Origin of the sequence: Prescottella equi (assembly GCF_002094305.1) — a bacterium.
In the GTDB taxonomy this organism is placed as follows: Bacteria; Actinomycetota; Actinomycetes; order Mycobacteriales; family Mycobacteriaceae; genus Prescottella; species Prescottella equi.
In genome coordinates this window covers 307,533-326,957 of record NZ_LWTX01000002.1, presented here as the reverse complement: position 1 = coordinate 326,957, position 19,425 = coordinate 307,533, and the positions used below count along the sequence as shown (strand labels likewise).

Below are 19,425 nucleotides of genomic sequence, written 5' to 3'. Positions count from 1 at the left end.
CGCCTCGATGCTCAATCTGTCCATGTTCCTGGAAGACTCGGCCCGCAAGTACCCGCAGCGCGACGCACTGGTGCTGGGGGATTCCCGGTTCACCTACGCCGAGACCGACGGCCTGGCGAACCAGATAGCGAATCTCCTCGTCGCGTCCGGGATCGAGCCCGGCGACCGAGTCGCGATCTCGTGTCCGAATGTGCCGTGGTTCCCGATCGTCTACTACGGGATCCTCAAGGCAGGTGCGGTCGTCGTGCCGCTCAACGTCCTGCTGAAAGGTCGTGAGATCACCTACCACCTGCAGGACTGCGGGGCGGCGGCGTACTTCTGCTTCGAGGGTGGGCCGGAGTTGCCGATCGGGGAGTACGGGCGGGAGGGCTTCCGGTCCGCCGAGGGGTGCCACACCATGTTCGTCATCGACGGCAGCAGCGGCGACGGTGTCACCTCTCTGTCGGATGTGCTTCCCGCACAGCCGAACACGTTCGAGGCGGCGGCCTGCGGGGCGACGGACACCGCGGTGATCCTCTACACGAGCGGCACCACCGGCCAGCCCAAGGGTGCCGAGCTCACCCACTCGAACATGGTGCTGAACGCGATCGCCGCGAACCGGTTGTTCGACAGCACGCCGAGCGTGCCGGACACCCATCTGCTCACCCTGCCGCTGTTCCATTCCTTCGGACAGACGATCAACATGAACGCCGGGTTCTCGGTGGGCGCGACGCTGGTGCTGCTGCCGCGGTTCGAGGCGGGGGCCGCACTCGAGATCATGGAACGCGAGTCGATCACGATATTCGCGGGTGTACCGACGATGTACTGGTCCCTGCTCGGTGCGGTCGACGACTCGGTGGACGTCGAGCAGATCGCCGGAAACCTCCGCAAGGCGATTTCCGGCGGCGCCGCCCTGCCGGTCGAGATCCTCGAACGGTTCGCGTCGCGGTTCGGGGTGCAGATCCTGGAGGGTTACGGGCTGTCCGAGACGTCGCCGGTCGCACTGTTCAGCGATCCGGAGCAGGCGCCGCGTCCGGGCTCGATCGGCGTCCCGCTGTGGGGCGTGCAAGTCCGTCTGGTCGATCGGGACTGGAATACCGTCGAGGGCGCGGACGCCGTGGGCGAGATCGCGATCCGCGGCCACAACGTCATGAAGGGGTACCTCGGCCGGCCCGACGCGACCGCGGAGGCGATGCGGGACGGGTGGTTCCGCACAGGTGACCTCGCGCGCCGGGACGCGGACGGCTTCTACTACATCGTCGACCGTGCCAAGGACATGATCGTGCGCGGCGGATTCAACGTGTACCCGCGTGAGGTCGAGGAAGTCCTCATGACGCACGACGCCGTGTCGCTGGCCGCCGTCGTCGGTGTCCCGCACGAGCGGCACGGCGAGGAGGTGCGCGCCTACGTGATTCCCGCCGCCGGAACCGAGGTCTCGGCCGCGGATCTCGTCGCGTGGTCGAAGGAGCGGATGGCGAGCTACAAGTATCCGCGTGAAGTGCACTTCGTGGAGCAACTGCCGATGACCGCCACGGGGAAGATCCTCAAGCGCGAACTGGTGTGACCCGAGGACTGTTCGAGACGTGCTCGGCGAGCGGAACTTCGATGGTTTCGCCCCTTTCGGTCCCGGTGCCGACCTAAGCTTCCGTCCACTTGGACGGTTGTACAGGAAGGCTCCTCGTGCGCGCACTGTTGATGGTCGCCCTCGCGGCTCTGACACTCCAGGCCGCGCCGGCCGTGTCGGCGGCTCCGGTCCCGTCTGCCTCGGATGGCTGGACGCTTCCGCGGCTGACCGTCGAGGACGGCGCCATCAAGGACGTCGACGGGCGGACGGTCATGCTGCGCGGCGCGAACGTCAACGGGCTCAACGACTACGCCTCCAACGGAACCGGACTGCCGACGGTCGCGCCGCTGGACCGGACGGACTTCGAAGCCATGGCGGCGCTCGGATTCGACGTGGTGCGGTTGAACATCGCGTGGTCGGCGCTCGAACCGACCCCCGGCGCCTTCGACGCCGCCTACGTCGCCCGGATCCGCGAGGCCGTGCAGGACGCGAAGGACAACGGCATCTACACGGTCCTCGACATGCACCAGGACGCGTGGGGTCCCTACGTGGGAACGCCCGAGGGACAGGATTGCCCGCCGCTCCTGCAGCGCGGGATCGGGTGGGACGGGGCACCCGAATGGGCGACGCTCACCGGCGGGTGGACGACGTGCAACATCGGCGGTCAGCGGGAAGCGTCGCCGGCGGTCGCCAGGGCGTTCCAGGCGTTCTACGACGACGAACAGGGTGTGCAGGGCCACCTGGTGCAGACCTGGGCGCGCCTGGCCGCAGAGTTCAGGAACGAGCCCGCGGTGGTGGGCTACGACCTGCTCAACGAACCGAACCCCGGGCTTCGGGACCCGTTCGCGGCGGCCGATCAGATCGGACGCTTCTATCAGCGGGCGATCGCGGCCATCCGGCAGGCCGAGACGGGCGGCTTCCCGCACCTGGTGATCTTCGAGCCCAGCGCGCTGTGGTCGGCGTTCGGATTCGACGCGCTGCCGCCGCGGCACTATCTTGCCGATCCGCTGGTCGTGTTCTCGCCGCACCTCTACAGCCAGTCGATCAACGTCAGCAGTGAATTTCCTTCGATCGAGGACGGATTCAGGATCGCCGCGGCGGCGGCCGACTGGTACGGCGCGCCGCTGTGGACCGGCGAGTGGGGCTGGTTCGGTGATCCGGACGAGCAGGCAGGTCAGGTCCGCCGGTTCGTCGATGCGATGAACACGCACCGGATCGGGGGCGCGTGGTGGTCGTGGACCCAGGCGTGTGGTGACCCGCACGCGGTGAAGGACGGCAATACCGCCGAGCCGCAGGGCAACCTCAATCGCATCGACTGTCCGTCGGGGGAGGAGCAGGGGCTGGTCGAGGGGTTCGCGGAGCAACTCGCCCGCGCGTACCCGCGGGCGGCGCCTGGCCTGACCGAGGTGGCGACGGAAGGCTTCCGCGGCGACGGCACCGGACGCATCGAGGCCTGGTACCCCGGCGCCGAGCGGCCGCAGCTGGACACGGTGAACGTGGCCGACGTCGCGCTCACCCGCGTCGACGGCGGCTGGCGCCTGATCGGTGAGGCCGCCGGAGAGTACTCGGTCACAACGCTCTGAGCGATCGCTTAGGGGTTCGGGGGCGCGGAAGAACGAGCCGGGCTCAGCCGACCGCCCCGACCATCCGCTCTGCCATCGCCGCCAGCGATGCGCCGACCGCGTCCGGGGTGTCGAGTTCGCGAGACGGGTACCAGCGGGCGGTGTCGATGCACAGCGACAGCACGGCGAGCGTCGTGGTGTCGACGTCGGCCACCGCGAAGTCGCCGACGCGCGACCCGTCCGCGACGATCGAGCGCACCGTGTCGACGATCTCGCGCCGCAACCGCACCACCTGCACGTGACTGGCGGGGTCGAGATGGGACAACTCGTACTGCACCACCCGGGCGGTCGTGGTGTTCTCGGCGTGCCAGTGGGCGAACGCGTACACCGCTGCCCGCAGGCGTTTCGTGGGCGAACCGGGAGGTGTGGCGGCGGCGGTGAGTCGGGCGAGGGCGGAGACGTGTCCCTCGATGCTCAGTCGCGCGAGGACGTCCTGCTTGGACCGGAAGTGGATGTACATGGCGGCGGGGCTCATGCCGGCTCCTGCTGCGATCTCCCGCGTGCTCGTGCCGTGGTAGCCCTTCGCGGCGAAGGCGTCGCGGGCGGCGTCGAGCAGTCGCTGCTCGGCCTCGGCGGCCGGCCGCTCCGTCTCGGGCGCGCCCGATCGGGTTCCTGTTCGCGATGTCATCTGGTTCGACCTCCGCCGCTCCGTCGACCCGGTGTCGACGTCTTCCGCGTTGACTTTCGCACACGTCCACCGCAGACTAAGCGAACGCTTAGAAGTTAGTGCTCAGTCGGAAAGGGCTGCGAAGTGAAGAGATCAGTTTTCACGGCCGATCACGAGGAGTTCCGTTCGGCCGTCCGCGATTTCCTGGCCCGCGACGTGGTGCCCAACGTGGACGAGTACGCCGAGAACAAACTCATCGCGCGTGAGGTCTGGCACGAGGCCGGCAAGCAGGGCATCCTCGGGCTCGAGATCCCCGAGGCGTACGGCGGCGGCGAGGCCGGCGACTACCGGTTCAACGCCGTCGCCACCGAGGAACTGGCCGCGGTCAACATGGCGCTGGCGTCGAGCTTCGGCATCCACTTCGACATCGTGACCCCGTACGTCGTCGACCTGGCGTCGGAGGAGCAGAAGCAGCAGTGGCTGCCGCGCATGGCCGCCGGTGAGGCCGTCGCTGCGATCGGCATGACCGAGCCGTCTGCCGGCTCGGATCTGGCGAACCTCAAGACGTCCGCGGTCCGCGACGGTTCCGACTGGATTCTGAGCGGCTCCAAGACGTTCATCACCAACGGCTACACCGCCGACGTCGTGGTGGTGGCGGCTCGAACCGATCCGACCCAGAGGTCGAAGGGCATCAGCCTGTTCCTCGTCGACACGTCGCTGCCCGGATTCGAGCGGGGACGCAAGCTCGACAAGGTGGGCCAGCCGGAGGCGGACACCGCGGAACTGTTCTTCGACGAGATCCGGCTGCCCGCCGACGCGATGCTCGGCGAGCCCGGCACCGGGTTCGTCTCGATGATGGAGCGGCTGCCGCAGGAACGGATCGGCGCCGCAGTGACCAACGTCGCGCACGCCAAGCAGATCCTGCTCGAGACCATCGAGTACGCGAAGGAGCGCAAGGCCTTCGGGAACTCGATCGGGTCGTTCCAGCACAACAAGTTCCTGCTGGCCGAGCTGGTGACGAAGATCGAGGTGGCCCAGGCGTACATCGACGCCGCGGTGGCCGAACACTCCGATTCGGGTCTGAGCGCCGTCGACGCGGCCAAGGCCAAGTGGTGGTCGGCGCAGGTGCAGAACGAGGTCCTCGACCACTGCGTGCAGTTGCACGGTGGTTACGGCTTCATGCGCGAGTACCGCGTCGCGCGGGCCTGGATGGACGCCCGGGTCACGAAGATCTGGGCCGGATCCAACGAGATCATGAAGGAGATCATCGGTCGCGATCTCGAGCTGTGAACCGATCGGCGGCGCCGACCGCGGGAGCTGCTACTGCAGCACCCGCGCGCCGGCGCTGTCGGTGAGCCACCGCGCGATCAGAGCGTCCAGGGTCCCGTCGTCGTACAGGCCGTCGAGTGCGGCGGACACGCACCCGGTCAGAGGACTGTCCTTCTCGAGCACCACGCCGTAGAACTCGGTGACATCGTTGGGGCGGGGGAACTGCCCGACGATGACGCTTCCCGGAATCTGTTCCTCCGTGATGTGGAAGCCGGTGGGCAGGTCCACGACGATCGCATCGACCTCGCCGGCCAGCAGCGCCGCTTTCGCCGTATCGGTGCTGTCGAATGCCATCGGCGTCCTTCCCGGACGGATGGTGCCCTCGATCGCGGCCAGGCTCGTCGAATTCCGCTGCGCGCCCAGTCGAAGCTCCGTCAGGTCGGCGAGCGATCGCGATCGTGCTGCGGGGTTCGTGGACAGCGCCACCACCGACTGCGCCACCGGGTAGTACGGCGCCGAGAAATCGACGCTGTCCCGCCGGTCGGTGACGATCGTGAACTGGTTGATGTCGAAGTCGAAGTTCTTGGGCCCGGGCGCCAGGGCGTCGTCGAAGGCGACCCGGCTGAACCGCACCTGGTCGGGGGCGTACCCCAGGCGTTCGGACACTGCTCGGGCCACCGCCCCCTCGTAGCCCAGCCCGTTGGCCGGGTCGTTGTCGATGACCCACGGTGCGTGGGCGGGGTCGTCGGTCGCAATCGTGAGAACGTCCGGCGCCCAGGTGAGCCCGCCGCCGGGACCGCACGAGACCGACCGCGACGCGGCGTCCGCGGATGCTGCCGACGTGTCGGCCGCGTCGGCGGGATCGGCGATGGTGCATGCGGTCGCGGGAACGACGGCGAGGCAGATCGAGGCCAGGACCGCAGAGCGTCGTCGGGGGGTCAACACCGCAGTCATCTTGCCTTCGCGCCCGGAATGCGACAAGAACAGGTGCGTGCGGGCGCACAATGTGCGTATCTGTGACGGGAGGTGACCGATGCCGACGCGCACCATCGACGGACGACGGGTGGCGGTGAGCCGCCTCGACAAGGTGCTCTATCCGGCCACCGCGAACGGCCCCGCAGTGACCAAGGGCGAGGTGATCGACTACTACGAGGCGATCGCACCGGCGATGCTGCCGCACGTCGTGGATCGTCCGGTGACCCGCAAGCGCTGGCCGAACGGGGTCGACGAGCCGTCGTTCTTCGAGAAGAACCTCGCTGCGTCCGCACCGGACTGGCTCACGCGTCACGCGGTCCATCACAAGGACCGGGCGGTGCGGTACCCGGTGATCGATTCCGCTGCGGCCCTGGTGTGGATCGGCCAGCAGGCGGCGCTCGAGGTCCACGTTCCGCAGTGGCGCTTCGTCGACGGCGAGCCGGGGCCTGCGACGCGGCTGGTGTTCGATCTCGATCCCGGTGACGGTGTGGGGCTCGCGGAGTGCGCGCGGGTGGCCGCCGCGGTGCGGGACCTGGTGGCGAGCCTGGGCTGGACGGCGTACCCGGTCACCAGTGGCAGCAAAGGGATTCACGTGTACGTGCCGTTGGACCGGACCCTTGCGCCGGGCGGAGCGTCCACTGTCGCGCGGAAGGTCGCGACCAGCTTGGAACAGTTGCACCCCGATTTGGTGACGGCGACGATGGCGAAATCGGTGCGGGCGGGGCGCGTCTTCGTGGACTGGAGCCAGAACAACGCGGCGAAGACCACCATTGCGCCGTACTCGTTGCGCGGCCGGGCGGCACCCACCGTGGCGGCGCCGCGGACCTGGGACGAACTCGAGGATCCGGGCCTGCGGCATCTGCGGTTCGACGAGGTCCTCGACCGGTTCCAGCGGGACGGCGACCTCATCGCCGACCTCGATCCGCGGATGGATGCCCTCACCGAGTACCGCCGCAAGCGCGACGCCGACCGTACGCCCGAACCGATCCCGCAGACCGCGGCCGAAGGCGGCGAGGGCAATTCGTTCGTGATCCAGGAGCACCACGCCCGACGCCTGCACTACGACTTCCGTCTCGAACGTGACGGAGTGATGGTGTCGTGGGCGGTACCCCGCGGGCTGCCGACGTCGTCGAAGGAGAACCGTCTGGCCGTTCACACCGAGGACCACCCGCTCGAGTACGCGAGCTTCGCGGGATCGATTCCCAAGGGCGAGTACGGCGGCGGCACCGTGAGCATCTGGGACGCGGGGACGTACGAGCCGGAGAAATGGCGCGACGACGAGGTGATCGTGCGACTGTCCGGGCAGCGGGCCCAGGGGCGATACGCGCTCATCCGCACCGAGGGCGACCAGTGGCTGATGCACCTGATGAAGGATGACGGTGGTGCCGCCGATCTGCCCCGCGGGCTCGCCCCGATGCTCGCCACCGCCGGCACGCTCGACGGGCTCGAACCCGAGCAGTGGGCGTTCGAGGGAAAGTGGGACGGCATCCGACTGATCGTCGAATTCGACGGCACGACGGTGCGGTTGCGAGGGCGGGCGGGAAACGATGTGACCGAACGCTATCCGGCGTTGCAGGCGCTCGCGGCGGCTCTCGACGGGCATCGAGTGGTGCTCGACGGCGAGGTGGTGAGCCTGGACTCGCACGGCAACACCAGTTTTCCCGCGCTTCAGGCCGGCGGCGTCCCTCAGTTCCGGGCCTTCGACATCCTGTACCTCGACGGGGTCTCGCTGCTCCGCAAGCGCTACGACGATCGCCGACGGATCCTCGACGCGCTGGCCGCGGCCACCGTGGGCCTCGACGTGCCACCGCAGTTGACGGGCGGCGTCGCGGACGTGCGCGCGCAGAGCAAGGACCTCGAGGGCGTCGTCGCGAAGCGTCGCGACTCGATCTACCTGCCGGGTCGCCGCGGGACGGCGTGGATCAAGACGAAGAACTGGCTCACGCAGGAAGTGGTGATCGGGGGATGGCGGCGGGGCCGCGGTGCCCGCGAGGCAGGCATCGGGTCGCTACTGCTGGGTGTTCCCGACAAGGCCGGGCTGCGGTACGTCGGACGGGTCGGGACCGGGTTCAGCGAACGGGAGCGCGAACGGCTGATCGAGTTGCTCGGACCCCTCGAACGCGAATCGAGCCCCTTCGCCGGCGAGGTACCCGACGTCGACCGGGATACCGTGTGGGTGACGCCGAGCGTCGTCGGTGAGGTGCGGTACCGGGAACGCACCGACGCCGGGCGCCTGCGGCACCCGGCGTGGCGCGGGCTACGGGACGACAAGTCTCCCGACGACGTTCGCATCGAATAGGAGCCGTCGCCCGGCGATCAGCCCAGGCGCCGTTCCGGCGAGGCGTGGGTGAGTTCCGCGATCTCCGCGCGCAGTGCCGACTGCTGGTCCTCGAGGGCGAGTATCTCGCGGATGCCGGTGAGATTGACGCCGAGCTCGACGAGTTCGGTGATGCGGCGCAGCCGCTCGAGGTCCTCGTGGCTGTAGCGTCGGGTGCCGCCGCCGGTGCGGTCCGGGGCGAGCAGTCCGCGGCGCTCGTACAGGCGCAGGGTTTGGGGGCCGACTCCGGACAGTTCGGCGGTGACCGAGATGCCGTACACCCCCCGGTCGACGGGGGCGGCGGCGGAGCCGTAGGAGCGGGTGGGTCGCTCGTGGGTGTGACTGTGCATCGAATCCTCCGCTTCGTACAGTGCTGCGAATCGTGCGTGGGACGCCGATCGCAGCGATCGGGCATGCGGATCCTGGGATCGAAAAGTGTTTCTCGTCTACACAGATAACCTCCTCTGGTCGGGTCAACCACGGCCTGTGGCTTGCCGAAATCGTGGTCGGTGCCGTTACGATCGATCGGGCGAAACGTGCGGGGTGGGTTCGCAGCCACCCCGGTGCGCCGGCTGCCACCGTGGGTTACGGGGGCCACTTCAAGTCAGAGATGAGGGCGCATGCCCCGCACGCAGGAACACACAGCGCGGTACACCGATGCTCTGATCGCGCTTGCAGCCGCCACGCACCGTCCCGCCAACATCGTCAACCTCCATGACCGTTACGCGATCCGCGTCGATTTCGAGTTCAATCGCTACGTCCTGGCGACCAACTCGGAGGACGGCCTGACCAGCGACGTCGACGCCATCGAGGCCTGGCACGTCGCGTTCTTCCAGCTGTCCGAAGGCGCTGCCGACGAACTGCTCGCAGAGGCCGAGGACGAATGGCTGGCCGATGCCTTCGACCAGGCGCTCGACTGCCTGCGCCGCTCGGCGAACTGGATCGACTCCGACGCCAAGTTCGGGGAACTGGCGAAGTTGCCGGTCGGCGTCGCGAGCGAAGCCTGAGCCACCTCTAGGCTGCGCCCTCGACCACCGTGACGGGGCGATCGAGTGCCACCTCGACGGGGGACCACGCGCCCTCGAGCTCGAGGCGCTCCACCGCGCGGCCGTAGGCGACGATCAGGTCGCGATCGGTTTCCTCCGCGATCGGGTGCGCACCGGCCGGCGAGTTCTGCAGGACCTGGACCGTCCAGAGGTCGAGGTCGCTGCGGACGTCCGCCAAGCCCAGCTCGCTGTTCGTGGCCAGCAGGATGCGCCCGGATCCGGCGTCGGCGCGGATCGCGTAGCCGAGTGCGGTCTTCACTACCGAGGCCGGCAGGTGGGTGAAGGCGGCGAAGCCGATCAGGGCGTCGGTGTAGAGGTCCGTGAAGTACTCGTGCTTGCGTGCCATGTCGCTCGTCTCTCTCTCGGGCCACCGAACGCTGTCGGCGGTGCGCGGGTCTCGGGCGGTTGCCGGCGGACCCTTCGGGTGTGAACTGGAGTTCGTCAGTTTCCTATCTGGTGCCGCGCACCTTGTCTCAACCATTTCGCTCAGTAAATCTATACCATAGGGCATAGATTAACGTTGTTCACGTCGGCCGGTCCGGTCGACGACGTCGTGAGATTCGGTGGTGCGAGATGGAGACGGTGGCGAGTTCGGCAGTGTCGAGTTCGAAGGAAGAGGTGCAGGCGGATTCGCTGCTCGATCACCCCACGTCGGGGCTCGTGATCCTCGCGGGCCTCGTCGGTGGGCTCGTCGTGTTCGGGACGTCGGTCCTGGGGGTGATGGTGCCGTGAAGGAAGCTCGCGGAGCGGCCGGATGCCGCCGCCCGGTAGGTTTTCGCTGAGCGGGCGTGCGCACTACGCGCGGTGGGACGGAGGCGGGCGATGACGGATCGTGTCGGGGCGGGACGGCAATGGTACGACCGTGCGGGGCGACCGATCTCCGCGGACGAGGCCGAGCGACTTCTCGGACGCCCCGGCTACGACAGGGTCGGGTCCACCACGATTCTCGACATGGCGGACCTGGACTGGATCCGCGACGTCTCGACGGTGTGGATCGGTCTCGACTTCAACGGCGAGAACGATTCCGGGCCTCCGCTGATCTTCGAGGCTGCGGTCTTCGACCGGGACCACGAGACGCTCGAACACCGTTGGTATGCAACGGAAGAAGAGGCGATGACGGCGCACGAGGCCTTCGTCACCGCGGCGTGCGGCGAGGCGATCGACCCGGTGGTACTGCAGACAGCTGATCCGGCGCCCTGACCGGTTGCCGGATGGGGGCAGGTCCCACTCACCGAGTGGCGGGCCGCGGGCGGGGCCGGAGGTGTGTGACGTTTGTCCGGAGCATTCATGCGTAAGGCAGATCGTCCCTCCCCCTGAACCCTCTCAACCCTCTGAAAGCAGGTGGCATGTTCGGGTTTGTCGTGCACGGTTCGCACCTCATGCAGTTCGCGCGTGCGGTCGGCGATTTCGATCCTGTCTTCGAGGACGTCGGGCGTCTGGCGGCCACCGGCCCGGACGCGCTCGTCGCACCACCGACGTTCCTGATGGCTGCCGACCACTTCGATCCCGCCTACGCGCGCCGCCCGCGGCCGGGAACCTCGTGGCTCGGGTCGCGACCGCGTGACAGCGCGCAGCAGTCCGGATTCCACATGGAGCAACACTTCACGTTCCGTCGCCCCGTCCGTGCCGGTGACGTCCTGACCGCCGCATCGCGGCCCGGCGCCACCTGGGAGAAGAGCGGACGCCGCGCCGGGACGATGACGTTCGGCGAGACCCTCACCGACTACCGCGATTTCGATGGTGAACTCGTCGCGACCGCGCGCTGGGTCTCCGCCATGGTCGAGCGCAAACCGGACGCGCCGTCCCCCGCCGCAGCGGCCGATCGCTCATCCTCCCGACCAGCACCGGTCGTCGAACACGGCTCGGCCGCACAGGATCTCACGGTCGGAAGCGCATGGACCGTCGTGCTGGTCGAGGATCTGACGCGGGCGCAGATCGTCATGTACGCGGGTGCGTCCGGCGACTTCCATCCGCTGCACAGCGACGACGTGTACGCGCGCGATCGCGGGCACCCGGGTGTCTTCGCGCACGGCATGCTGACGATGGGCATGACCGGCCGGGCCGTCACCGACCGTTTCGGTCACGCGAGCGTCCGGTCGTTCGGTGGCCGGATCGTCTCGCAGGTCTGGCCCGGGGACACTCTCACCGCGCGCGTCGAGATCACCGCCGTCCGGGCGAGCGACGACGGCGGGACCGTCGCCGATATCGCACTCACCACGACGAATCAGCAGGGCGTGCCGGTCTTCAGCGGTGCCGCGGAGGTTCTGGTGGACTAGGCGTCGAGGGATGGATAGGACGCTCGTGTCCGCATAGTTTCGTGCGAATTGGTGCTTTCACCAATTTGGCGCTTTTGTCCCTCCGCTGTGCTCTACTTCCTGCTCGAGGCCACTATCTCGTGAACCAGGGGGTTGGAGAATGACATTTGCCGAAGCGATCAGCACACTCGCGGGCAAGGTTCGTGACAGGAAGTCGGAGATCGTCACCGAGGAAGCGACCAAGAACGCGCTCATCATGCCGTTCATCTCAACGGTCCTCGGCTATGACGTCTTCGACCCGTCAGAAGTGGTCCCCGAGTTCGTTGCGGATGTGGGCGTCAAGAAGGGGGAGAAGATCGACTACGCCATCGTGAAGAACGGCGAGGTGCAGATCCTCATCGAGTGCAAGAAGGTTGGGGAGCCGCTCAGCTTGCAGCATGCCTCCCAACTGTTTCGGTACTTTGCGGTTACCTCCGCTCGCATCGCGATCTTGACGAACGGTCAGGTGTACCAGATCTACACAGACGGTGACGCTCCGAACCGGATGGATGAGAAGCCTTTTCTTGTGTTCGACCTCCTCGACATCGATCGTTCGTTGATCTCCGAGGTTCAGAAGCTGTCGAAGGAATCCTTCGACCTCGAATCGGTGATCAGTGCAGCGGAGGAACTGAAGTACATCGGCTTGGTCAAGCGAGCACTCGCGAACGAGATCAAGGAACCGACGGACGATTGGATCAGGTACTTCGTCGCGAGGGTTTACGACGGTAAGGCGACGCAGCGAGTTGTCGATCAGTTCCGTGGACTCGTCTCCAAGGCGACAAGCCAGTACGTTTCGGACCAAGTCAACGAGCGCCTGAAGAGTGCACTGGGTGAAGGAGTCGGGCGCGATGAAATTGCGACTTCGAATGTCGAAGTCGTAGATATCATCGCTCGCGACGACGTTCTGGCACCGGAGGTGCCAGATCCGGAGATCGTGACAACCGATGAGGAACTCGAGGGGTTCAACATCGTGCGTGCCATCGCGGTCGCCGACGTTGCGCCCCATCGGGTCGTCTATCGCGATTCGAAGAGCTATTGCGCCGTGCTCCTCGACGACAACAACCGCAAGCCGATTCTTCGATTGCACTTGAACGGAAAATCGGTGAAGTTCGTGACGACCTTCGAAGACGGCAGCAAGGTGGGCATCCGTCACGACATCGAGACTGTCGTCGACATCTACAAGTTCGCGGAACAGATCCGCTCCACCGTCCGAGGGTACGTCGAGGTCGCCACTGCTGACTGAGTTTACGGACAGATCAAGTGAAGTGCCCTCGGCAGGATTCGAACCTGCGACACCGGCTTTAGGAGAGCCGTGCTCTATCCCCTGAGCTACGAGGGCGGGGGCGGGGCGAACGGGAGTCGCGCTGTTCCGCAGTTAGGGAGTGTAGCGGCCGGAGGGCGTCCGAGATGAATCGGTCGGACGGGGTCGTGCGAGGGGGTGGGGTTGCTGGTGCGGCTGATCCGCCGCGCCGCGCCGACACGCCCGGTGGCCGCCCCGCGACCGCGCGTCGATCGGGCGCGCTCCCAGCACTGATGCGGCAACTCGAAAATAAAGATCAGGTAACGCTGGCGGGGACGTATATGGATTTGTTACCTTGGCCCGGCAGCAAGATCGAGTGCACTCCGGAGTGTGCGGCCGAAGAAACCGATTGACGAGGTAATTGACTGTGGGACGCCATCACCGGACGTCAGCAGACGCTGTTCTCATCGAGCTCGACCCGACGCTCCGGCGCGGCCGCCACCGTGAGGAGACCTCCGGTCCCGGCGCAGGCTTGAAGGCCGCCACGGTTGCCGCGGCGACGGGCGCGATCATCACCGCGGGTGCCCAGCTCGGCGCCGGCAGTGCCGCCGCCGCCCCGGCTCCCGCGCCACTCCAGGTCCCCGCCGGACTGCTGCCTGCGGGCGTCGAACTTCCGCAGTTCCAGCTCCCCGAGTTGCCCGCAGCTCCGGCGGTGCCGTCCGCACAGGAACTGATCCAGCAGGCCAAGACGATCGAGATCCCGGCTGAACTCCCGCAGGTGCAGGACGTCGTCGACAACCTCACGGCCGCCGCCGAGGCCGCCTTCGGTTCGGTGGGCACGCCCAACGCGCGCGCCGTGAAGCCGGTCTCCGGCACGCTCACCTCCGACTTCGGACCGCGCTGGGGCAGCCATCACGGCGGCCTCGACATCGCGGCACCGATCGGTACCCCGGTGTACGCGGCAGCGGACGGCGTTGTCGTCGACGCCGGTCCCGCGTCCGGCTTCGGCCTGTGGGTGCGCGTCAAGCACGACGACGGCACCACCACGGTCTACGGCCACGTCAACGACTACCAGGTGAACGTCGGCCAGCACGTCGTCGCCGGCCAGCAGATCGCCACCGTCGGCAACCGCGGTCAGTCCACCGGCCCGCACCTGCACTTCGAGGTGTGGAGCCCGGGCGGCGCCAAGATCGACCCGTCCTCGTGGCTCGAGGAGCGCGGTGTCGCGGTCACGTGGCGAGGTGCCTCGGCCACCATGTGAGCCGATCCCGAAACGACGCAAAGTCCCCGCCCATCCGGGCGGGGACTTTGTCGTTCGAGTGGTGCGCCGAGATCCGCGGAGCTCAGGCGGCCGGCGCGGCGGACGTACGGGCCGCGTAGGACAGGCCGCACACCGCCATGACCTGACCGAGGCTCAGCGATCCCGCATTGCCGTGCGCGCGGGAGAAGCGGCCGTCCGGACGCACCCACAACCGGACCGTCGTCACACCGTCCGCGCAAGCGAGGACGTACTCGTCGCAACCGTCGGGGCCGACCGACGTCTCGCACACGACGCCCTGCGTATGGGCGAGTTCGATCAGGTCCTCGATCACGAAAGCTGCTCCTCGTACCCCCGGGTCGACCGGGTCCTCCGTCGCCGTCCAGGCAACAGAGATTAGGTTAGCCTTCGCTCCTGTGGGCCTGTCAACCCTGCGTTCGGTCGGTGTGAGCAACCACTCCGGGTGCGGTCAGCGCGCCCCGAGTGCGACCGACGCCTCGCCGGTGTACGTGAGGAACGTCAGCGACTCCTGGAAGTACAGCTCGACGGTCTCCGCGTCGTGCGACAGGTAGCCGATCGACAGGTCCTGCCCGATCTGCAGGTCGAAGTCGCCGCCGCGCGTGGTCAGCACGAACGCCCCGTCGATCGCCGGTGCCCAGATGATGTCGCCGTCGATGAGGCGTCGGATGTGCTCGCGAATCGGGTAGCCGTGGTCCGACGTCTCGCTCACCTGCGTGTACGCCTCGGCGCTCAGCAGCACCGAGTAGGGGCCGTCGACGCCGGCCAGGCGCAGTTCGGACAGCGCCTGGCTGATGACCTCGGGTACGTCTCGGACGTCCTCGGGCAGCTGCAGCGGCGGGTTCGACGAGCTCGCCCGGATCCCCTCGATGCCGGCCGCGGCGTAGCCCTCGAAGATCGCCCGATCCTCGGCGAACGCGATCTTCTTCGCGGCATCTTTGACCGCATCCCAGTCCGCGTCCTGCGCGCCACGTTCGACGTTGTCGATCTCCTCGCGCGAGAGCTTGAACGGGACGCGCAACTCGACCAGTGGAGCCACTCGGCGCTGGCGGGCCATCACACCGGAGGCGGGGGCCTCGATCATGGTGGTGCGTCCCAGCCCGACCGCGGAGAAGTCGGTGCCGTGCGGGCCGGAGACGTCGACGACGGTACGTCCCGCGATGTGCCGCTTGAAGGTTCGGGTCGCCTCCTCCTCGATCGACGCCCAGGCGGCGTCGGTGAGGGGGGCGAGACCGCGGTAGAGGTTGTTCATCGGTTGGAACTCCTTCTCAGACTGCCAATTCCGAGTGATCCGTCAGCGGCGGGAGACGGGCTCGTGCCTTCGGTGTCGGCGTTCCGGATGGCCGGCGCCGGCGGGAGATCGTCGAAGAACTCGACGGTGGGGGAGAAGAACAGGCCGCCGGTGACGGCCGTGGAGAAGTCGAGGATGCGGTCGGTGTTGCCTTCGGGCTTGCCGATGAACATGTTCCGCAGCATCTCCTCGGTGACCGACGGCGTCGCCGCGTACCCGATGAAGTACGTGCCGAACTCGCCGTCACCGAGGCTGCCGAACGGCATGTTGACGCGCAGGATCTGCCGCTCGTCGCCGTCCTCGTCGGTGATGGTGTTCAGCGCGACATGAGAGTTCGACGGCTTGACGTCGTCGGCGAACTCGATGTCGTCCAGCTTGGTGCGGCCGATGACGCGTTCCTGCTCCTCGGTGGAGATCGCGTTCCACGAGTCCATGTCGTGCAGGTACTTCTGCACGATGACGTAGCTGCCGCCGGTGAAGTCGGGGTCCTCGTCGCCCACGAGGGCGGCCTCGGCAGCCTCGACGCCTTCCGGGTTCTCGGTCCCGTCGACGAACCCCAGCAGGTCGCGCTGCTCGAAGTAGCGGAAGCCGTGCGTCTCGTCGACGACGGTCGCGGCGCCGCGCAGCCGTCCGACGATCTTCGACGCCAACTCGAAGCACAGGTCCATCGACACCGCACGAAGGTGGAACAGCAGATCGCCCGGTGTCGCGGGGGCGCGGTGCCGGCCGCCGTCGAGTTCGACGAACTCGTGCAGCTCCGCGGGCCGCGGGCCGTCGAACAGGCGGTCCCACGCGGACGAACCGATGGAGGCGACACACACCAATCCGGAGTCGGGTACCCGGAATCCGACGGCCTTGCGCAGGCCGTCGACGTCCGAGAGCACGTCGCGGACGGTGTCCTCACCACCCTCGTCGATGGTGAGCACGAGGAAGATCGCCGCTGGTGTCAGCGGCGTCAGGATCAACTGAGATCGGGCCACGCCTTACGTTAGAACACTCCGGGCGACTCCGTCGCCCGTGCGCCTTTTCGGTAGCTGTAGCTACCAAAAAGGCGCACGGGCGCGAAGCGCCTATACCCCCGCCCAGGTATCCGGGCCGAAGACCTCGTAGTGGATGTTCGACTCGGGCACGTCGCGGGCGAGGAGCGACTCCTTCATCGCCAACATGAACGGCAGCGGGCCGCAGAGGAAGGCGCGGGTGCCGGGCTCGAGCGTGACGTCGGTCAGATCCGCACGGCCCAGCCGGATTCCGTCGAACGCCTCGCGCGCCCCCAGATCCTCGTACCAGCGGTGCACCACGCCCGACGGCAGCTTCTCGACCAGTTCGGTGAGCTCGGCGCGGTGCGCGTGCTGCGCGACGGATCGGTCGGCGTGCAGCACGGACACGCTGCGCTGGTCCTCGGTGGACGCGAGGTGCTCGAGCATGCCGATCATCGGGGTGCAGCCGATGCCGGCCGAGACCAGCAGCAGCGGCGCGTCGTCGTCGGGCAGGACGAGATCGCCGAAGGGCAGCGACACGGCCAGCTCGTCCCCTTCGAAGACGTTGTCGTACAGGAAGTTCGATACCTCACCGGCGGGTGCGGGGGTACCGTCGGCCAGCGTCCCGCCCGCGATGCGCTTGACGGTGATCCGCCACTGTTCGTCGGTGGGGCCGCAGGCGAGGCTGTACTGCCGGATCTGCCGCGCGCCGTCCGGCAGATGGACGGCGACCGAGATGTACTGGCCGGGGGCGAACGTGGGGAGTGGAGTGTTCTCCGCCGAGGCGAGCGTGAAGGAGACGGTGTCCGCCGACTGGTGCTCGCGGCGCGTCACCCGCACTGCGCGCCACACGTCACCGGCTGCGACACCGGCCTTCTCGTACAACCCGGCCTCCATCGCGATCAGCGTGTTCGCCATCAGCCAGTAGACCTCGTCCCACGCCGACGCGACCTCGGGCGTGACGGCCTCGCCGAGGATCTCGACGATCGCCTCGAACAGGTGCTTGTGCACGATCCAGTACTGGTCCGCGATGATCCCGAGCGAGGCATGCTTGTGTGCGATGCGCGACAGGATCGCGTCCACCCGCTCGGGGTCGGGCTCGAGCTGCAGCGTCGCGAACGCGGCGACGGCGCCCGCAAGTGCCTTCTGCTGCTCACCCTGGCGCTGGTTGCCCCGGTTGAACAGGTCCCGCTCGAGCTCCGGGTGGGCGTCGAACATCTTGCGGTAGAACAGCGTCGTGATGTCGCCGATCGCCGCGCCCACGACGGGCAGGGTCGCGCGGACGGTTTCCTTCGAGGCCTCCGAGAGCATCGGATTCTCCTTGTCGGTCGGGTTTCTACGGTTAGGTCACTGCCGGTGAGTCGGGTACCGGCAGCACGGTTGTGGGGGTGGGGGCGGCGAGGTCGCGGACGGTCATCGCGTCGAGTGCGGTGTAGAACGCGTCCTGGGCGACGCGCAGGGACGACCTGAGCCGGCAGCCCCGACGCAGCGGGCACGGCTTGTCGCCCTCGCAGGTCACGACCTCGCCGTCGCCCTCGAGCTGACGGGTCAACCAGCCCACCGACGCGGTGCGACCGAGATCGGTGATCGCCAGCCCACCGCCGCGCCCACGGCGTGTCGTCACGACGCCGAGTTCGCTCAGTCGCGCAACCACTTTGGTCGCGTGCGTGTACGAGACGGCGAGCTGCTCGGCGACCGCGCGGGTGCTGGGACCGCCCGACCCGGCCGGGTCGGTGGCCAGGCGCATGACGATCCGCAGGCCCAGATCGGTGAACTGCGTCAGCTGCATGTCTCGACCGTAGAAAATTGGTATCTGCGATTCCAATTAGATGTGACGCGGGTCGCGGTGCCGGAGACGAAGTCCCGACCTTGGGCCTGGGCGGACGGGACTTTGGTCCCGAACCACTCGGGACCGTGGCATCCCCACGCAAACAGGCCCGAGTGACTAACGTCGGAGGTGGCACCTCGATCGGTTCGGTCCGGGGCAGGATCGACCACGAATGCCACACCGATTCGTCGCAAACGGAAGAGGGTGAGCGGGATGACCGCAGAGGGCATGCAGCAGGGCGTCGAGGAACCGTCGGTCGCCAGGGACGAGAACTCGGTGATCGTCGGCGTCGACGGATCGGACGCCGCCCAGGCGGCCGTCGTCTGGGCCGCGCGGATGTGCGCGGAGCGCAACCTCACCCTGCGAATCATCCACGCCCTCAACTTCTCGCCGTACACCTACGGGGCGCCCTACCTCGATGTCGCCGGGATCTACGACTGGATGGAGGACGAGGGCAAGGAGATCCTCGCCCGCGCCGCCGCGGCCGCCCGCGAAGTCTCCGCCGACCTGACGCTGTCCACCGAGATCTCCACGATGGGCGGCGCCCGCTGGCTCGTCTCGTTGTCGGAGGATTCGCGCGCGCTCGTCCTCGGCGCGTCCGGCAGCGGTGCGGCGGGCGGCATCGGTTCGACGGCGGTCAATGCCGCCAGCCACGGCGTGTGCCCGGTCGTCGTGGTGCACCAGCGCGACGGCGAGGTGCCCAGCCAGGGCCCCGTCGTCGTCGGCATCGACGGCAGCCAGACGAGCGAGCGCGCCACCGCGGTGGCGTTCGAGGAGGCGGCGCTGCGCGGGGTCCCCCTGGTCGCCGTGCACGCCTGGAGCGACACCCCGCACGGCACCCTGGCCGGTGGCCGCAGCGCGATCCGGGATCCGCGTGCGTTCGAGGACGCCGAGCGTGAGGTCCTCTCCGAACGTCTCGCCGGTTGGCGCGATCGCTACCCGGACGTCGAGGTCCAGCGCGAGCTGTACATCGACGGACCCCGCACCCATCTGCTGGCGTGGTCCCAGAAGGCGCAGCTCGTGGTGGTCGGCAGCCGTGGTCGCGGCGGATTCCGCGGATTGCTGCTGGGCTCGACCAGCAACGAGCTGGTCCAGAAGGCGCAGTGCCCCGTGATGGTGGTTCGGCCCGAGCGGTCGTAG

The 19,425-nt window shown here is 67.9% G+C and carries 20 protein-coding genes and 1 tRNA gene; 11 read left to right on the top strand and 10 right to left on the bottom strand.

Going from position 1 to position 19,425, the window contains the following annotated elements; translation table 11 throughout:
* Positions 1-7 precede the first annotated feature (7 nt).
* A complete protein-coding gene (locus A6I89_RS07125) occupies positions 8-1,543 on the top strand; it encodes a long-chain-fatty-acid--CoA ligase (RefSeq protein ID WP_022594458.1) in 1,536 nt (511 codons plus the stop codon).
* Positions 1,544-1,659: 116 nt separating this feature from the next.
* On the top strand, positions 1,660-3,126 hold the full coding sequence (locus A6I89_RS07120; RefSeq protein ID WP_022594459.1) for a glycoside hydrolase family 5 protein: 1,467 nt from the start codon (positions 1,660-1,662) through the stop codon (positions 3,124-3,126).
* A gap of 43 nt (positions 3,127-3,169) precedes the next feature.
* Here the strand turns inward: A6I89_RS07120 and A6I89_RS07115 are convergent, their stop codons facing one another.
* The gene (locus tag A6I89_RS07115) at positions 3,170-3,793 is read right to left on the bottom strand and encodes a TetR/AcrR family transcriptional regulator (RefSeq protein WP_022594461.1); all 624 of its coding nucleotides are present in this window, start codon (positions 3,791-3,793) and stop codon (positions 3,170-3,172) included.
* A 123-nt stretch (positions 3,794-3,916) separates the two neighbouring features.
* Between A6I89_RS07115 and A6I89_RS07110 the strand changes: the two genes are divergently transcribed.
* On the top strand, positions 3,917-5,062 hold the full coding sequence (locus A6I89_RS07110) for an acyl-CoA dehydrogenase family protein (protein ID WP_005514927.1): 1,146 nt from the start codon (positions 3,917-3,919) through the stop codon (positions 5,060-5,062).
* A gap of 30 nt (positions 5,063-5,092) precedes the next feature.
* Here the strand turns inward: A6I89_RS07110 and A6I89_RS07105 are convergent, their stop codons facing one another.
* A complete protein-coding gene (locus A6I89_RS07105) occupies positions 5,093-5,995 on the bottom strand; it encodes an ABC transporter substrate-binding protein (protein WP_044990616.1) in 903 nt (300 codons plus the stop codon).
* Between the two features lie 79 nt (positions 5,996-6,074).
* Between A6I89_RS07105 and A6I89_RS07100 the strand changes: the two genes are divergently transcribed.
* Positions 6,075-8,315 (top strand): ATP-dependent DNA ligase, encoded by a 2,241-nt coding sequence (locus A6I89_RS07100; RefSeq protein ID WP_022594465.1) that lies wholly within the window; start codon positions 6,075-6,077, stop codon positions 8,313-8,315.
* A 17-nt stretch (positions 8,316-8,332) separates the two neighbouring features.
* On the opposite strand, the gene A6I89_RS07095 is transcribed toward A6I89_RS07100, so the two are convergent.
* Positions 8,333-8,683, bottom strand: coding sequence for a MerR family transcriptional regulator (locus A6I89_RS07095; RefSeq protein WP_005514924.1), 351 nt, complete (start codon positions 8,681-8,683; stop codon positions 8,333-8,335).
* 270 nt (positions 8,684-8,953) lie between these two features.
* Here A6I89_RS07095 and A6I89_RS07090 point away from each other — a divergent pair, with 270 nt between their 5' ends.
* Positions 8,954-9,340 carry a hypothetical protein gene (locus A6I89_RS07090; RefSeq protein WP_022594466.1) on the top strand — a complete coding sequence of 129 codons (387 nt, stop codon included), beginning with the start codon at positions 8,954-8,956 and terminating at the stop codon, positions 9,338-9,340.
* A 7-nt stretch (positions 9,341-9,347) separates the two neighbouring features.
* Here A6I89_RS07090 and A6I89_RS07085 read toward each other — a convergent pair whose 3' ends face one another.
* Positions 9,348-9,725, bottom strand: a complete 378-nt coding sequence (locus tag A6I89_RS07085; protein ID WP_005514920.1) for a hypothetical protein — start codon at positions 9,723-9,725, stop codon at positions 9,348-9,350.
* Between the two features lie 236 nt (positions 9,726-9,961).
* Between A6I89_RS07085 and A6I89_RS24595 the strand changes: the two genes are divergently transcribed.
* The 4 genes from A6I89_RS24595 to A6I89_RS07070 all read left to right on the top strand — a co-directional run bounded on the left by A6I89_RS24595 (position 9,962) and on the right by A6I89_RS07070 (position 12,916).
* On the top strand, positions 9,962-10,111 hold the full coding sequence (locus tag A6I89_RS24595; RefSeq protein WP_162096935.1) for a hypothetical protein: 150 nt from the start codon (positions 9,962-9,964) through the stop codon (positions 10,109-10,111).
* Between the two features lie 90 nt (positions 10,112-10,201).
* Entirely contained in the window at positions 10,202-10,579 is a 378-nt protein-coding gene (locus tag A6I89_RS07080; RefSeq protein WP_022594467.1) for a hypothetical protein, read from the top strand.
* A gap of 146 nt (positions 10,580-10,725) precedes the next feature.
* Positions 10,726-11,655 (top strand): MaoC family dehydratase, encoded by a 930-nt coding sequence (locus tag A6I89_RS07075; RefSeq protein ID WP_022594468.1) that lies wholly within the window; start codon positions 10,726-10,728, stop codon positions 11,653-11,655.
* Between the two features lie 139 nt (positions 11,656-11,794).
* Positions 11,795-12,916 carry a type I restriction endonuclease gene (locus A6I89_RS07070; RefSeq protein ID WP_022594469.1) on the top strand — a complete coding sequence of 374 codons (1,122 nt, stop codon included), beginning with the start codon at positions 11,795-11,797 and terminating at the stop codon, positions 12,914-12,916.
* 23 nt (positions 12,917-12,939) lie between these two features.
* Here A6I89_RS07070 and A6I89_RS07065 read toward each other — a convergent pair.
* Positions 12,940-13,012 (bottom strand) — tRNA-Arg (locus A6I89_RS07065).
* Positions 13,013-13,340: 328 nt separating this feature from the next.
* Here A6I89_RS07065 and A6I89_RS07060 point away from each other — a divergent pair.
* Positions 13,341-14,174, top strand: coding sequence for a M23 family metallopeptidase (locus A6I89_RS07060; protein ID WP_022594470.1), 834 nt, complete (start codon positions 13,341-13,343; stop codon positions 14,172-14,174).
* 82 nt (positions 14,175-14,256) lie between these two features.
* Here A6I89_RS07060 and A6I89_RS07055 read toward each other — a convergent pair whose 3' ends face one another.
* The 5 genes from A6I89_RS07055 to A6I89_RS07035 form a co-directional block, all read right to left on the bottom strand.
* Entirely contained in the window at positions 14,257-14,505 is a 249-nt protein-coding gene (locus A6I89_RS07055) for a hypothetical protein (protein ID WP_005514916.1), read from the bottom strand.
* 135 nt (positions 14,506-14,640) lie between these two features.
* Positions 14,641-15,441 carry a family 1 encapsulin nanocompartment shell protein gene (locus A6I89_RS07050; RefSeq protein ID WP_060934523.1) on the bottom strand — a complete coding sequence of 267 codons (801 nt, stop codon included), beginning with the start codon at positions 15,439-15,441 and terminating at the stop codon, positions 14,641-14,643.
* Complete coding sequence (locus A6I89_RS07045) at positions 15,438-16,460, bottom strand: Dyp-type peroxidase (protein ID WP_005514913.1); 1,023 nt, start codon at positions 16,458-16,460, stop codon at positions 15,438-15,440. The genes A6I89_RS07050 and A6I89_RS07045 overlap by 4 nt, the downstream gene beginning before the upstream one ends.
* Before the next feature lie 90 nt (positions 16,461-16,550).
* Entirely contained in the window at positions 16,551-17,768 is a 1,218-nt protein-coding gene (locus tag A6I89_RS07040) for a globin domain-containing protein (RefSeq protein WP_022594476.1), read from the bottom strand.
* Positions 17,769-17,799: 31 nt separating this feature from the next.
* Complete coding sequence (locus A6I89_RS07035; RefSeq protein ID WP_005514909.1) at positions 17,800-18,246, bottom strand: RrF2 family transcriptional regulator; 447 nt, start codon at positions 18,244-18,246, stop codon at positions 17,800-17,802.
* A gap of 252 nt (positions 18,247-18,498) precedes the next feature.
* Between A6I89_RS07035 and A6I89_RS07030 the strand changes: the two genes are divergently transcribed.
* On the top strand, positions 18,499-19,425 hold the full coding sequence (locus tag A6I89_RS07030; protein ID WP_005514908.1) for a universal stress protein: 927 nt from the start codon (positions 18,499-18,501) through the stop codon (positions 19,423-19,425).